We start from the raw sequence: 14,276 nt of genomic DNA, 5'->3' as shown, positions 1-14,276 counted from the left end.
ATTAAAATGATTCTTTTTAAATCTCAGGGAGATTTATAAGTAAGTAAGGAAAACCATTCTCATCCTTTTAATCTGCAGCATAGCTTATTTAGAGTACCAGTTTATCTGAGTACATTTTTTTTAATTTTTCTACTTTCGGATCAATTACAATTTGGCAATAACGTGCATCCTGATTGTTATTGTAATAATTTTGATGCTCTTCCTCGGCTTCATAAAAGGCTTTATATTCTGCTAGTTCCGTTACAATTGGATTTTCGTAGAATGTTTTTACTTCTTTAAAAACGTCTTCTGCAATTGCTTTTTGTTCCTGGTCATGATATAAAACAATAGAACGGTATTGTGTTCCGGTATCTGCGCCCTGACGGTTTAAGGTCGTAGGATCATGACTGGTCATAAATATAAAGAGTAAGTCATGATATGAAATTATGTCAGGATTAAAAGCTACTTGTATTACTTCGGCATGACCTGTTCTGCCGGTACAAACTTCCCGATAGGGCGGATTCTTTATAAAACCTCCCGCAAATCCTGATTTTAATGATTCTACTCCGTTTAAACGCTGAATTACAGCTTCAATACACCAAAAACATCCGCCACCAAAAGTAGCTAACGACAAATTGTTCATAAAAGTGTTGTTTAGTTTTACTTGCCCTATTAATCCGATAGAATATTATGATAAATTACTAATAAAACAATGTTTTAATTAAATATACTAAACGGTTATTGAATGTTTGAAGTTTACAATTGATAAATTCGCAATTTTATAAAAAAGCGATATATTTGCAATCAAACTCAGGCACACTAATGAATAGCAAAAATAATACCATCACTTTAGAAACCTATTTTCAGGATTTTAGAAAGCATATTGTTGGAATTGATCAGGATTTTACGTCTCCTTACGGAAAAAAAAAGATTATTTATACTGATTGGACTGCCAGTGGAAGGTTGTATCGCCCAATTGAAGAGAAACTTCTTAATGATTTCGGGCCTTTTGTAGCGAATACACATACAGAAACTACTGTGTCAGGTACTGCCATGACAAAAGCGTATCATCATGCCAGAAATATTATCAAGCGTCATACCAACGCAAGTAAAGATGATGTTTTGATTACGGATGGAACGGGAATGACGGGTGTTGTCAATAAATTTCAGCGTATTTTAGGACTTAAAGTCCCTGAGAATCTAAAAGATTACATTACTGTTCCGGCAGAAAAAAGACCAATTGTTTTTATTTCGCATATGGAACATCATTCTAATCAAACTTCATGGTTAGAGACAATTGCTGATGTAGAGATTATCCCATCTTGTGAAAAAGGGCTTTTTTGCCTGGATAATCTGGCTTTATTATTAGAAAAATATTCCGACAGAACGATAAAAATTGCTTCGATCACTTCATGCTCGAATGTTACGGGTTTAAAAACTCCTTTTCATGAAGCAGCCAAATTAATGCACCAGCACAACGGTGTTTGTTTTGTAGATTTCGCTTGTTCAGGTCCTTACGTCGCTATTGATATGCATCCTGAAGATCCAGAAGCGTATCTTGATGCCATTTTCTTTTCGCCACATAAATTTTTAGGTGGACCGGGAACTTCGGGTGTTTTGATTTTTAATAAAAAACTATACAATAATATGATCCCTGATTGTCCGGGCGGAGGAACTGTAAGCTGGACAAATCCTTGGGGAGAACATAAATATATCGATAATATAGAAGATCGTGAAGATGGCGGAACTCCGGGTTTTCTTCAGGTTATTAAAACCGCTTTAGCGATTGAGCTTAAAGAGGAAATGGGAATTGAGAATATTCTGCAACGTGAACACGAAATTGTTGATTACGTTTTTGAAGCTCTAAATCCAGTTTCGAATATTAAAATTCTGGCTGGTCAACACCAAAATCGTTTGGGGGTTATTTCATTTTTTATTGAAGATCTTCATTTCAATTTAGGGGTAAAATTATTAAACGATAAATTCGGAATCCAAACTAGGGGAGGTTGCAGCTGTGCGGGAACGTACGGTCATTTTTTACTTCATGTAGATCAGGAAACTTCGAATAAATTGGTCAACGAAATCACGATTGGTGATTTGATCAAAAAACCGGGATGGATTAGAATGTCGATTCACCCGACAACTACTGACGAAGAAATTGCTTTTGTTTGTGAGAGTATTAAAGATTTAGCGGAGCATCATAAAAACTGGGCTTTGGATTATTCTTATAATAAAAACACCAATGAGTTTGTTCATAAAGACGCGAATTCATTTGAGGATGAATTGGTTGCTGGGTGGTTTAAAACTTAATTTTTTTTATAATGTTTAACCGCAAAGTTCTCTAAGGTTTACGCAAAGGATGCTAAGATTATTTGCTTTAATTTGTTTAAAGAATAGGAAGTTCGCAAAGCTGTTTTAATACAAAGCTTTGCGAACTTTTTGTTTTTTTTAGTCACGAATTTCACAAATTATCACGAATTTTAATTGGGGGAAAACTTTGTAAACTTTGCGGTTTATAGAAAGAATAATAAAAACTTTACGTGCTTTGCGGTTAATTTTTTAGCCACGAATTTCACAAATTATCACGAATTTTTAATTAAGGTAAAGCTTTGCGAACTTTGCGGTTTATAAAAAGGATAATAAAAAACTTTGCGTGCTTTGCGGTTAAATTATTCAACCATAATTTTTACAAATTATCAGAAGATTATGAATGATATATTTCTAATCTAGCCCCGATAGAGCCGGTATCCTTTGAGAGGAACGAACAAAGATAAAGGTGAAAGCGGGACTATGCTTCTAAAAAAGCCTGAATTTTCTGCTCCTGAAAAATCTATTACATAATTAAACGAACTCCGCCAAGGTCTGAAACTCTATAAGAGAATTTATTTCCAGGGGAACCAATGAACATGAAGTTTTTTGGGATTTTCCATTTTTTAGAGAGTTCATCGATGATTTCAGGGCCAAAAACGCCTTGTATTTCAAGGTATTCAAGATCTATTTCGTCGTAAGCGCGATCGAGAACTTCAAGATCTTTTATTAAGGCTTCGTTTTTTGAAGTATTATTTGTTACGTATACAATCTTGAGTTTATTCGTGGTTTCGTTGCCCTGAACGTATTGCAAAACTTTGTTGAGAATGGCAATGTCATCGCCTTTGGTAAAAAATACAAATTCCTGAGAATTGATTTCAACACTCATTTTTTGCAGATAACGATTACTGAGAATGACCATTTTGCGCAAGGGCTGGTAAAAATATTCTAAAGCTTCGATGAGCAAACGGATTAAGATGACACGGTTCAGCATGATTCCAATGAAAATAAGCGACGGAACCATGTATTTTAAAAAGGTATAGAATGAATTGATATTGAGCTTCATGTTTCCGATGAAGGCGGCAATGATGAAGGAAACCGCCAGAACTACTGCAATACCACGTGCGCGCTCAGGTCTTGGTAATTTTTTGCGTTTGAATTTGAGTAATAAATTCCCGATTCCGAATAACGCCATTACAGCCAGAAAGGAAAAAGTATAAACTCCCGCGAGGGATTCTAAATGTCCGCTTGTAGCAAAAAGTACCGAAATACAAAGCAATAAAAAGCTGATTACAATACGGTAATGAGAACCTCTTGAGTTTTGTTTGAGAAAATAATTAGGCAGAATTCGGTCTAACGTCATTCGATTTAACAATCCTGAAACTCCTACAAATGAAGTTAATACGGCTCCGCATAATACTAAAACAGCATCAATAGAAATTAACCACGCCAACCAGGAACCTCCAGTGGTTTGTCCTAAATGGGCGAGAAGGGATTCTTTATTGGCGCCAACTTCGGTTAATGGAATAATACTGATCAACAAAATGGCAATTACAGGATTGAAGAAACTGACGATGGCCCACATATTACGGAGTGTTTTTGGAAAAACTCCGGGTTCTTGTTCTTCTACAAAATTGGCCGAACTTTCGAAACCTGAAATTCCAAGCATGGCAGCGGAAAATCCGAGAAAAAGCGCCGTTTTTATATTTCCGTACGCAATTGGGGTTTCCCAATTGATGTGAAAAGTTTCGAGACCATTGTTTAAAACAAACCAGAGCGAGGCCAAAACCAACAAAGTTAAAGTTGCGAGATGGGTTATAAAAATAATGACGGCCACGAATGCTGATTCGCCGATTCCTAAAATTGCCAAGCCAGTAAATAAAACCAAAACTACAACTGTGGCGATGGTAACGTTTAAACTTTCGAAGATTCCGTGTAAATAATGCATGCCTTCTGATGCAGAAATTACCGCTGTTGCCATATACGACAAAACGGTTAATGTCGCCGCAAGTGAGGCTAATCGTTTGGTTGATGTATTTAATAAAACATTGTAAGCGCCTCCGTTTAAAGGAATTGCCCCAACAACTTCTCCGTAAATTTTTCTGAACAGAAATAAAACAACAGCAACAATTAATAAAGAAATCCAGGCATACTGACCAGCATATAAGATGGTTAAGGCGGAAACATATAAACAAGATGAACTAATGTCGTTTCCGCAAATTGCTGTTGCCTGTAATTGATTTAATTTTTTGTGTACAAGTTCTTTCATAGTTATTCCGGATTAAAACACGATTAACTCAACAAAAAGGAAAACAGACAAGCAGTATTAATTGAAGGCAGATAATTTAAAATAAAAGCAAGTTTTAGTTTTGCATAATTTGAATTTCTAAACAGTAAAACTATTTAGATTCCTGAAACTTTTTAAGTGATAATAAGGCCTGATCCTGAATTTTCTTCTGAAAAAAACCTGTCCATCCTAATAAATAACCCATTGGACCAAAAGCTTGTTTTGACCATTTCCAAACATCAAAATTATCGGTATGTTTGATGATTAACCCGTCCTGAAAGGCAAATTCGGCAGTAATGGTATTGATTACTTTTCTGTTGGTTTTGCTAAAATTATAAGTCGCAACCCATTTTGCAGAACCTGAAGAATCATCTGATTTTATATCCGAAAATTCAATTTTGATATTGCCTTTGCTTTTTAAAATAAGCATTTCCCACATTTTAGAGACCTGATCTTCTTTTAGTAAGCCAAAAGCAGGATCAATAAAATGAATTTTAGGATGGTAACATTCACTCATTGTTTTAGCATCAGCGTTTGCAAAAGCAGTATAAAATTTGGTAATTAAGGCCTCGTTAGCATTCATAGGGTAATATATTAGAGTATAAATATAAGATTTATTAGATTAAATAATTTATTTATAAAGCACTAATTGCAGCAGCAGTATCAAATGTTTTTTTAGATTTATCGAAAGCGGTAGAAAAATACTCTTTTTTGTTTGAGGCTGTAAAATAGCCTGTCTGGTCGCCAAAAGCATCAGAACCTCCTTTTATGATAAATCGAATACCTTTGATATCATTCTTTTTTAGTTTTGCCATTTCGGCCGGAGTAAAATAATAGTAGGTTGATGTTGTGCCATCGGCACTTTCATTCACATTTTTATCTACGCACGGTATAACATCTGCATTGTCCAGGTCAACGTATAAACCTCCAGAAATTCTGGTTTTATCGTTGGTGGTTTTTATAGTCAATTTTAAAACGCCTCCTTTTTCTGTTTTTGCAATCTGAACATTAGCTTCACCTGTATAAACATATTTTTCGACAATAAAGGTGTAATTTTCTGTTGCAGGATAAGGTTTAGATCCTTTTATACTCATTGTTTCCTGAGCGTTTGCAAATGTCGAAATTAACAGTAATAAAAAGAAAGGCAGTTTTAAATTCATAATTTTACTTTATTGTTCGGTTAGTTTTGCGTCAAATTTTTCATCCCAATCCATTGACTTTATGGCAGAAATCAAATTGTCCTGATTTACAAAAACGCGTAATTCTTTATTGGCCACTTTTTTTGTGTATAAGGCGTGATAGCGGTAAACCACTTCTTGTTTGGTTTTGTAAACACCATCTAATTTTAAATCTATAAAGCTTCCGTAATATTGTCTAAATCGCTGACATGTTTTGGTTAAGCGTTCTTCGGTTGTATTTTCTCTAACCGAAGCCGTAACTTCTGTGTCATTAAAAGGTTTAAACTTTGATGTATTACAAGTTTCTAAAACTCGTTTTCCTAATTCGTAAGCTTTTTGTTGCTGATTGGTATTGATTTCTGAACCAGAAATTTTCTTAATCTTTAAATCTTCAGTGTCTCTACTAATCGTTTTTGATTTACATCCAATTAACAACAACAAACATATAATCAATCCTGCTTTCTTCATAACTATTTAAGTAATTTTTAATAATAAGTTGGGGTCAGGACAATTTTCTATATAAAAATTCAAATCATTTGTATTGCAAACTCCGGGATAATCTCCGTTATACTCTTCGATATTATTGATGATCTGAAAATGTAAATGTGGTGCGTAATCGCCATTAACACTGGCGTTTCCAAGAGTTGCAATTTTTTGACCTTTATTAAAAATTGTCCCAACACTAAGGTTTTCTATACTTTCTAACGATAAATGTCCGTATAAAGTATAAAATTTTTCATTTTCGATGATGTGCTCTAAAATAATTGTTGGGCCGTAATCGCCCAAACCAATATTGTTTTTAAAGCTGTGTACTTTTCCTTGCAGCGGCGCGAGAACTGCGGTATCTTCTTTTGTCCATAAATCGAGACCAATATGAATATTGCGCTCTGGAATAGAATCATTTTTAAAAATCGTACTTCGTTGGTATAAGGTACGACCTTCTATATAACCTCCGTATGCGACTTCAGCATTGTTTTTTTTCAGATAATTAAAAATAAACGCTTCAAATTCAGTAGCATTTTCGGGTTTTTTCTCCATTAATTCAAGATTCGTTACGGATAAATCTAACGGAATATATTTTGAAACATGAATAGTAGCATCAATTACTTTAGTAGGTGGTAAGGCTTTTAGGATAGAGGTAAGAGGTTTCATAAAGTTTAAAATTTAAACGACTTTTTCGATGATTATTAATTCATTATGCACTTCTATGCGGGGCAGCATTTTTGAAGTATATAAGTTGGAATCTATTTCTGAGATATATTTTCTATTGCGAACATTATGGGCTTCATCCAGTATCATGGTATTGAAAAGAACAAAACCATTATTTTTTAAAAGAAAACAAATGCGTTCGCTAAAAAAGCTTTCAAATAAAAAGTTGGGCATTTTGATATCTTCAAAAATATCAATAATAATGAGATCATACTTGTTTTTTGTTTTTAAAACAAACTCAAAGGCATCATCAATTACAATTTCGAGTTGTTTTATCTTATCAAGATCAAAATACTGATTTGCGATCTGTATTATTTCCGAATCGATTTCAACACCCGTAATCTTACCTTTATATTCTATCTCATCAACTAAGGTTTTAATAACACTCCCGCCGGCAACTCCTAATAAAAGAATGTGATCCATTTTAAGAACTTTATCGTAACCTATATTTCTAAGACCGTATCGTAATATGCGTTGTAAGCTTCCGTATGAATAATTGGTGTTTTCAGAATCCAGAACCAATTCGCCGTTTGCCCAGGTAACTTCGATAATTTTGCTTCTTTCTGATTTTTTCTTGAATATTTTTATTGGAATGATATAACTGAATAATTTTTGAATCATTTTTAAATGCTTTTACTCAAATTTACCACTTTAAATCTTTTATTTTGCAAGAAAAATAAACTTTAATGAAACGACAGTTATATAAATTCATCTTTTTTAAGCTAATGGGCTGGAAAATAGTAGGGATTGAAAATGCGGAAGTAAAAAAATGTGTGATGATGGTTATGCCTCATACAAGTAATCATGATTTTTATTTAGGAATTTTTACCCGCGGAATTTCCGGACTGGAAATGAACTGGGTAGGAAAGAAGGAATTATTTAAATTTCCGTTTGGATATTATTTCAGAAACGTAGGAGGTGAGCCTATAGATCGTACAGGCGGATTAAACAAAGTAGAATCGATCGCAGCTATATTCGACAGAAAAGAAGTTTTTCGTCTGGCTGTCGCTCCAGAAGGTACACGTGCAGGAGTTACAGAAATTAAAAGCGGATTTTATTATATCGCGCTTAAAGCAAATGTGCCAATTGTTCCCGTTGCTTTTGACTGGGGTAAAAAGGAAGTGAAATTTGGTAAAGCATTTTTTCCAACCGGAGATTACGAAGCCGATTTATCAATTTTAAAAAAGCATTATGAAGGAGTTATCGGAAAAATTCCTCAAAATGGTTTTCAGTTGTAAATTTTCGACATTTTTTAGTTACGTGAGAATCGCTTAAATGAAAATTATTTTTAATCTTTTTGAAATATGCGATTTTTCAAATTACGGATTATAGGCCTTGAAAGTTCCGTTTTTATAAAAGATAACTATTTTCTCAATTTCACCTTCTTCAGAGATTAAATTTTGATTTTTAATTTCTGGAGAAATTCTTGTTTCTGTTTTTTCAGCTTCTTTATAATGAATCGCAGAAAACAAATCTCCGCCATTTAAATTTTCATGTGAAATAATAGGAGCAGGAGTTTTTGCAGTTTCTAAAACTTCTTCATTATTTTTAGGAAAACTTCCTTTTCCGTTTAAAATCCAATATAAGTCAACATCCGGAAAAACCTCCATAATTTTCATGACAAAATCCAAGCTTGGTTTGTTTCTGCCAGAAAGTAGGTGAGACATACTAGAACGCTGTACGCCAATTTTATCTGCAAAAGAAGAAGCATTTAAGGCATAATAATCCAGTATAATTTCAAGACGTTTTACAAAATCATCGATGTTTACCATTGTAAATTATTGTTTTTAAAACCGTTGTTTACAAATGTAACTAAAAGAAACTAATAAAGCAATTTTACAGTTGTAAATTGTATATAATGAGCTATTTGTTATTAATTTAAGCTTTAGATTATAACGTATAAAGAACTGAAATAATGACATTTAGTTTTATTTATATAAAGTAATAACATTTGTTAACTCCAATCCTTTGTTAAGTAACGATAAACGTTAAAAACCTGTTTACAATTATAAATTATTATTCTTTTTCACTGTTTACAATTGTAAATATAAAGATGTTTACTTTTGTAAACTAATCAAAAGACAATGAATTTAGAAGAATTATTCAGCCAATACAAAGAAAAAACAATAGAAGGTCGCTACCTGACTTTAGATCATATTCAACCTTTATTAGATAAACTAAATAACAATAACCAGGTACAAATAATTGGCAGATCGGTTTTAGACGAACCTATTTATAGTTATCAAATTGGAAACGGGGAAACACGTATATATCTTTGGTCGCAAATGCACGGAAACGAAAGCACTACCACAAAAGCATTGTTTGACTTTATTAATGTATTAAACAGCGGATCTGAAATTGCGGAGAAAATGCTTAAAACGTTTACGTTTTATTGTATTCCTATTTTAAATCCGGATGGCGCAAGACTTTATACTCGTGAAAATGCCAATAAAATTGACTTAAACAGAGATTCTCAAAACCTGACTCAACCTGAAAGTAAGGTATTAAGAGAAGTTTTTGAAAATTTCAAACCTCATTATTGTTTCAACCTGCACGATCAGCGTACTATATTTGGCGCAGGAGATACCGGAAAACCTGCTACAGTTTCGTTTTTAGCTCCTTCTTATAATGAAGAAAGAGAGGTAAATGACAACCGTTTAAAAGCAATTAATGTAATTGCAGGCATTAATGATGTATTACAAAAGTATATTCCGGGGCAGGTAGGGCGCTTTGATGACTCATTTAATATCAATTGCATAGGGGATACGTTTCAATTTTTAGGTGTACCAACAATTTTATTCGAAGCAGGGCATTTTCCTCATGATTACGAACGCGAAATCACTCGAAAGTTCCTATTTTTCTCACTTTTTTCAAGTTTCGAACTCATTGGCGAAAACGATTTAGTTGATAACAGAATTAATGATTATTTGAATATTTCACAAAATAAAGTCGTTTTTTATGATTTTATGTATAAAAATATCAAAATAAATTATGATGGTATCGAAATTATTACGAATTTTGTCGCACAATACAAAGAAGAATTGATTGAAAATAAGATTCATTTTAACGCTTACATAGTTGAAGCGGGCGAATTGGAAAATTATTTTGGACATTATGAATACGATGCGAAAGGGGCAATTTATTCTGATGACTTTAGTGGTTTTCCGAAATCGAATCAAAAAGCAGATTTTTATTTAAATAAAAATGTTAAATTTGTTAACGGATTGATAAAAAGTTAATTTTTATGTGAATTTGTTGTTTTTTATATATATTTTTATACTTTGTAATAGCAATTAGTAATATTAATTAAAGAATTATGAGTAAATTTCGTTTAGATGAAGTAGATCACCAGATTTTAGATATGTTAATAGACAATACGAGAGTTCCGTTTACTGACATTGCAAAAAAACTATTGATATCTGCTGGTACAGTGCACGTTAGGGTTAAGAAAATGGAAGACGCAGGAATAATAATGGGTTCTTCATTGGCTTTGGATTACGATAAATTAGGGTATTCATTTATTGCATACGTAGGTGTGTTCCTTAATAATACGTCTCAAACTAAATTTGTATTAGAGCGAATCAATCAAATTCCGTTCGTAACAGTAGCTTCTGTAACGACAGGAAAATTCAACATCTTTTGCAAAATTAGAGCAAAAGACACTAAGCACGCAAAAGAAGTTATCTTCATGATCGATGATATCGATGGTGTTTACAGAACAGAAACTATGATTTCATTAGAAGAAAGTATCAACGATAAGAAGCGTTTGATGCATACTATTTTTAAAAATATGTAATTTTTTCTTGAATGCTATATTAAAATATAACCTCAAGTTTATTCTTGGGGTTTTTTTATGACTAATTAACCACAACTACAATAGATTATGTACACGTTACCTAAAATTGAACGCTTTAATCAAGATGTTCTTTCAAAATACCACATTTATAATAGTGTATTTATAACATTGCCTTTTGATTCTATAGATAACACAGGAGCTTTACTTCCTTTATTTACAGAGACATGCGAAACGGGATTTAAAAAACAAGAAACACCAAAAGAAATTTTCGATTTTTTCTCTAATCGATATTTAAACAACGCTACCGAAAAAGATAAAATCGATTTAATGTTTCGATTTATTCAGTACACAGAACGTCAGATTGTATTGTTTGACGCCATAGAAGACGCTGCTTTTCCGGAAGTTAATAATATGGAAGGGCGTGGATCTTTGCGCGATATCAAAGAGAAATCAGATGCTAAGGAGAAAGATGAGGAATTGATCGAATTCTTAGAAAATTTTAATGTTAGAACGGTTTTAACAGCACATCCAACACAATTTTACCCTGGACCAGTTTTAGGAATTATAAATGATTTAACAGAAGCAATTCGTTTGAATGATTTATTAAAAATCAAAGAATTGTTAGCGCAATTAGGAAAAACACCTTTTATCCAGAACGAAAAACCAAATCCTTACGATGAAGCGGTTAGTTTAATCTGGTATTTAGAGAATGTTTTTTACGCTACTTCAGGCGAAATTGTTCATTATTTACAAAAAAATATTCTTGGAGGAAATGCAATTCAGAATCAATTAATAAAATTAGGATTCTGGCCAGGAGGAGATCGTGACGGAAATCCTTTCGTTACTACTGAGATTACCCTTAAAGTTGCGGAACGTTTGCGTACTTCGATATTAAAGTGTTATTATATCGAAATGAGAAATTTAAAACGTAAGTTAACTTTCTCAGGAGTAGATACTTTGGTAGCTGAACTTGAACACAAACTTTATCGTTCTGTTTTTTATTCTAAAGGTGAAATTTACATTACTTTAGATGAATTATTAACGCAATTAAACCTTATTCGTGATATTATAATCGAAAAGCACCAGTCTCTTTATTTAGATGATTTGGAAGCTTTTTTGGTAAAAATTAATCTTTTCGGTTTCCATTTTGCTACTTTAGATATTCGTCAGAATAGTAAAATTCATGACGCTGTATTCAAAGATGTAGTAAATCATTATTTGAATTCGGGTTCTGAAATATTCCCTTCAAATTATTTTGATTTAAGTGAAGAGGAAAAACTAGTTGTTTTGTCAAAAGTTAAAGGTGAATTGAATCCTGCTGATTTTGAAAATGAAATTACAAGATCTACTTTAGAATCTGTTCAGGCAATTAAAACCATTCAGAATGCAAATGGTGAGTTTGGTGCTAATCGTTACATCATTAGTAATAATGAAAGCGCACTGAATGTAATGGAGACCTTTGCCATGATTCGATTGAATAACTGGGAAAACCCAACTGTAGATATTATTCCGCTTTTTGAATCTGTTGATGATTTGCAAAACGCACATCATATTATGGAGCAGTTGTATACTAATCCTGAATATTCTAAGCATTTACAAATAAGAGGAAACAAACAAACAATCATGTTAGGTTTCTCTGACGGAACTAAAGATGGCGGTTACTTAATGGCCAATTGGAGTATTTATCAGGCTAAAATTGCACTTACAGAAATGTCAAGAAAATACGGTATTAAAGCTATTTTCTTTGACGGACGTGGCGGACCTCCGGCTCGTGGCGGTGGAAAAACGCACAAGTTTTACGCTTCTTTAGGGCCAAAGATCGAGAATAACGAAATTCAGATTACGGTACAAGGACAAACGATTAGCTCTAATTTTGGAACTTTAGATTCTTGTCGTTATAATATCGAGAATTTATTGACTGCCGGTGTAACCAATCAGGTATTTAGCAAAGAAAAAAATGAGTTAAGCGCAGACGAAACTCAGATTTTGACGCAATTAGCAGATTTAGGTTATGAGAAATACTTAAGTTTTAAAAATCATCCGAAATTCATTCCGTATTTAGAGAAAATGAGTACGTTGAAATATTACTCTAAAACGAATATCGGAAGCCGTCCATCAAAAAGAAGCAAATCTGAATCATTAGATTTTGCTGATTTAAGAGCGATTCCGTTCGTAGGTTCATGGAGTCAATTGAAACAAAATGTACCTGGATTTTTTGGAGTAGGATCGGCATTAAAACATTTTGAAGAATCAGGACAATGGGATAAAGTACACGATTTGTATCACAATTCTTTATTCTTTAAAACGTTGCTTGAAAACAGTATGATGTCATTGGCTAAATCATTTTTACCATTAACAGCTTACATGAGAAATGACGCTGAATTTGGTGAATTCTGGCAAATTATTTTTGATGAATTCCAGGAAACAAAACGTCTTTTATTGAAAATTGCAGGACATAAAACTCTTATGGAGAATTATCCTGATGGTATAGCATCGATTCAGGTAAGAGAGCGTATTGTATTGCCTTTGTTGACAATACAACAATATGCTTTGTTAAGAATTAATGAATTGAACAAAGAAACTGAGGTTGACGAAGAGTTGATAAAAGTGTACGAGAAAATCGTAACAAGATCACTTTTCGGAAATACGAATGCGAGTAGAAACTCTGCATAATTTTGATATAAAGAATTGCAAAAAAAGTAAATATGAATTCAGATCAGTTATTAGAAACAGAATATTCAGGTCCTTTTGCTAATTATGTTCGCGAAGCCGGAGCAGTAAATTTAATTGAAGAGTTAGAAATTTCCCTTCATGATTTTATACGATTTGTACAAAATATTCCTTTGGATAAATTTGATTATCGTTACGCTGAAGGAAAATGGACAATCAAAGATATTATTCAGCATTTGATTGATTCAGAACGCGTTTTTACTTATCGCGCTTTGCGTTTTTCAAGAAATGACAAAACCGTTTTGCCAGGATTTGAAGAGAACGATTATGTAGACAATACAGCCGCTAACAAAAGAAGTATTCAGGAATTACTAACAGAACTTTCTGCTTTAAGACATTCAACCTTATTGTTTTATAAAAGTTTATCTGAAGAACAACTTAAAAGAGTTGGAACTGCTTCGTCTCATCAAATTTCAGCTGGCGCTTTAGGTTTTGTAATTATCGGACATCAAAAGCATCATCAAAAAGTCTTTGAAGAAAGGTATTTGTAAGTTTACTTTCTTAATATAAAAAAATCCTGTGAAGTTGATTCACAGGATTTTTTTGTTTTTTAAGTACACAGGTTTCAGTTTGTCATCCCGAGGAACGAGGGATCTAGTCAAGAAACTCCGCAAGTAAAATTATCAATCTTTGTCGAGCTACTTATGTAGATCCCTCGTTCCTCGGGATGACAACTATACGAAAATATTGTCATGAGAATAATTGGCCTAGCCCCGATAGAAGTGGAAATCCTTTTGGTGGCGGTGTTCGCCACAAAAGATTGGAACGCATAGCGAGATTAGCTCCTGAA

At 33.1% G+C, this 14,276-nt stretch carries 14 protein-coding genes; 6 read left to right on the top strand and 8 right to left on the bottom strand.

All coding sequences use genetic code 11. The features are described 5' to 3' along the window. Nucleotides 1-88: 88 nt before the first annotated feature. Complete coding sequence (msrA, locus tag L0669_RS16960; RefSeq protein ID WP_263758962.1) at nucleotides 89-622, bottom strand: peptide-methionine (S)-S-oxide reductase MsrA; 534 nt, start codon at nucleotides 620-622, stop codon at nucleotides 89-91. 179 nt (nucleotides 623-801) lie between these two features. Between msrA and L0669_RS16955 the strand changes: the two genes are divergently transcribed. Beyond that, a complete protein-coding gene (locus L0669_RS16955; RefSeq protein ID WP_263758961.1) occupies nucleotides 802-2,289 on the top strand; it encodes an aminotransferase class V-fold PLP-dependent enzyme in 1,488 nt (495 codons plus the stop codon). A gap of 523 nt (nucleotides 2,290-2,812) precedes the next feature. Here the strand turns inward: L0669_RS16955 and L0669_RS16950 are convergent. From L0669_RS16950 to L0669_RS16925, 6 genes are all read right to left on the bottom strand, one after another. Beyond that, the gene (locus tag L0669_RS16950; protein ID WP_263758960.1) at nucleotides 2,813-4,555 is read right to left on the bottom strand and encodes an APC family permease; all 1,743 of its coding nucleotides are present in this window, start codon (nucleotides 4,553-4,555) and stop codon (nucleotides 2,813-2,815) included. Nucleotides 4,556-4,685: 130 nt separating this feature from the next. Further along, the gene (locus L0669_RS16945; RefSeq protein WP_263758959.1) at nucleotides 4,686-5,156 is read right to left on the bottom strand and encodes a nuclear transport factor 2 family protein; all 471 of its coding nucleotides are present in this window, start codon (nucleotides 5,154-5,156) and stop codon (nucleotides 4,686-4,688) included. A 52-nt stretch (nucleotides 5,157-5,208) separates the two neighbouring features. Continuing rightward, complete coding sequence (locus tag L0669_RS16940; RefSeq protein WP_263758958.1) at nucleotides 5,209-5,733, bottom strand: hypothetical protein; 525 nt, start codon at nucleotides 5,731-5,733, stop codon at nucleotides 5,209-5,211. Nucleotides 5,734-5,742: 9 nt separating this feature from the next. Further along, nucleotides 5,743-6,219 (bottom strand): hypothetical protein, encoded by a 477-nt coding sequence (locus L0669_RS16935; protein ID WP_173972952.1) that lies wholly within the window; start codon nucleotides 6,217-6,219, stop codon nucleotides 5,743-5,745. Between the two features lie 6 nt (nucleotides 6,220-6,225). Further along, complete coding sequence (locus tag L0669_RS16930) at nucleotides 6,226-6,903, bottom strand: peptidoglycan DD-metalloendopeptidase family protein (protein WP_263758957.1); 678 nt, start codon at nucleotides 6,901-6,903, stop codon at nucleotides 6,226-6,228. A gap of 12 nt (nucleotides 6,904-6,915) precedes the next feature. Continuing rightward, a complete protein-coding gene (locus L0669_RS16925) occupies nucleotides 6,916-7,581 on the bottom strand; it encodes a spermidine synthase (protein WP_263758956.1) in 666 nt (221 codons plus the stop codon). Between the two features lie 65 nt (nucleotides 7,582-7,646). Between L0669_RS16925 and L0669_RS16920 the strand changes: the two genes are divergently transcribed. Beyond that, complete coding sequence (locus L0669_RS16920) at nucleotides 7,647-8,198, top strand: 1-acyl-sn-glycerol-3-phosphate acyltransferase (RefSeq protein WP_263758955.1); 552 nt, start codon at nucleotides 7,647-7,649, stop codon at nucleotides 8,196-8,198. A gap of 81 nt (nucleotides 8,199-8,279) precedes the next feature. Here the strand turns inward: L0669_RS16920 and L0669_RS16915 are convergent, their stop codons facing one another. Further along, the gene (locus L0669_RS16915; RefSeq protein ID WP_263758953.1) at nucleotides 8,280-8,732 is read right to left on the bottom strand and encodes a helix-turn-helix domain-containing protein; all 453 of its coding nucleotides are present in this window, start codon (nucleotides 8,730-8,732) and stop codon (nucleotides 8,280-8,282) included. A gap of 312 nt (nucleotides 8,733-9,044) precedes the next feature. Here L0669_RS16915 and L0669_RS16910 point away from each other — a divergent pair, with 312 nt between their 5' ends. The 4 genes from L0669_RS16910 to L0669_RS16895 all read left to right on the top strand — a co-directional run bounded on the left by L0669_RS16910 (nucleotide 9,045) and on the right by L0669_RS16895 (nucleotide 13,977). Continuing rightward, a complete protein-coding gene (locus L0669_RS16910) occupies nucleotides 9,045-10,199 on the top strand; it encodes a M14 family metallopeptidase (protein WP_263758952.1) in 1,155 nt (384 codons plus the stop codon). Between the two features lie 77 nt (nucleotides 10,200-10,276). Continuing rightward, the gene (locus tag L0669_RS16905) at nucleotides 10,277-10,756 is read left to right on the top strand and encodes an Lrp/AsnC family transcriptional regulator (protein ID WP_008468989.1); all 480 of its coding nucleotides are present in this window, start codon (nucleotides 10,277-10,279) and stop codon (nucleotides 10,754-10,756) included. An 87-nt stretch (nucleotides 10,757-10,843) separates the two neighbouring features. After that, entirely contained in the window at nucleotides 10,844-13,429 is a 2,586-nt protein-coding gene (locus L0669_RS16900; protein ID WP_263758951.1) for a phosphoenolpyruvate carboxylase, read from the top strand. A gap of 32 nt (nucleotides 13,430-13,461) precedes the next feature. Further along, entirely contained in the window at nucleotides 13,462-13,977 is a 516-nt protein-coding gene (locus L0669_RS16895; RefSeq protein WP_173972971.1) for a DinB family protein, read from the top strand. Nucleotides 13,978-14,276: the final 299 nt, after the last annotated feature.

It is taken from the genome of Flavobacterium bizetiae (assembly GCF_024271895.1).
In the GTDB taxonomy this organism is placed as follows: Bacteria; Bacteroidota; Bacteroidia; order Flavobacteriales; family Flavobacteriaceae; genus Flavobacterium; species Flavobacterium bizetiae.
This window is presented reverse-complemented; position numbering and strand designations above follow the sequence as displayed.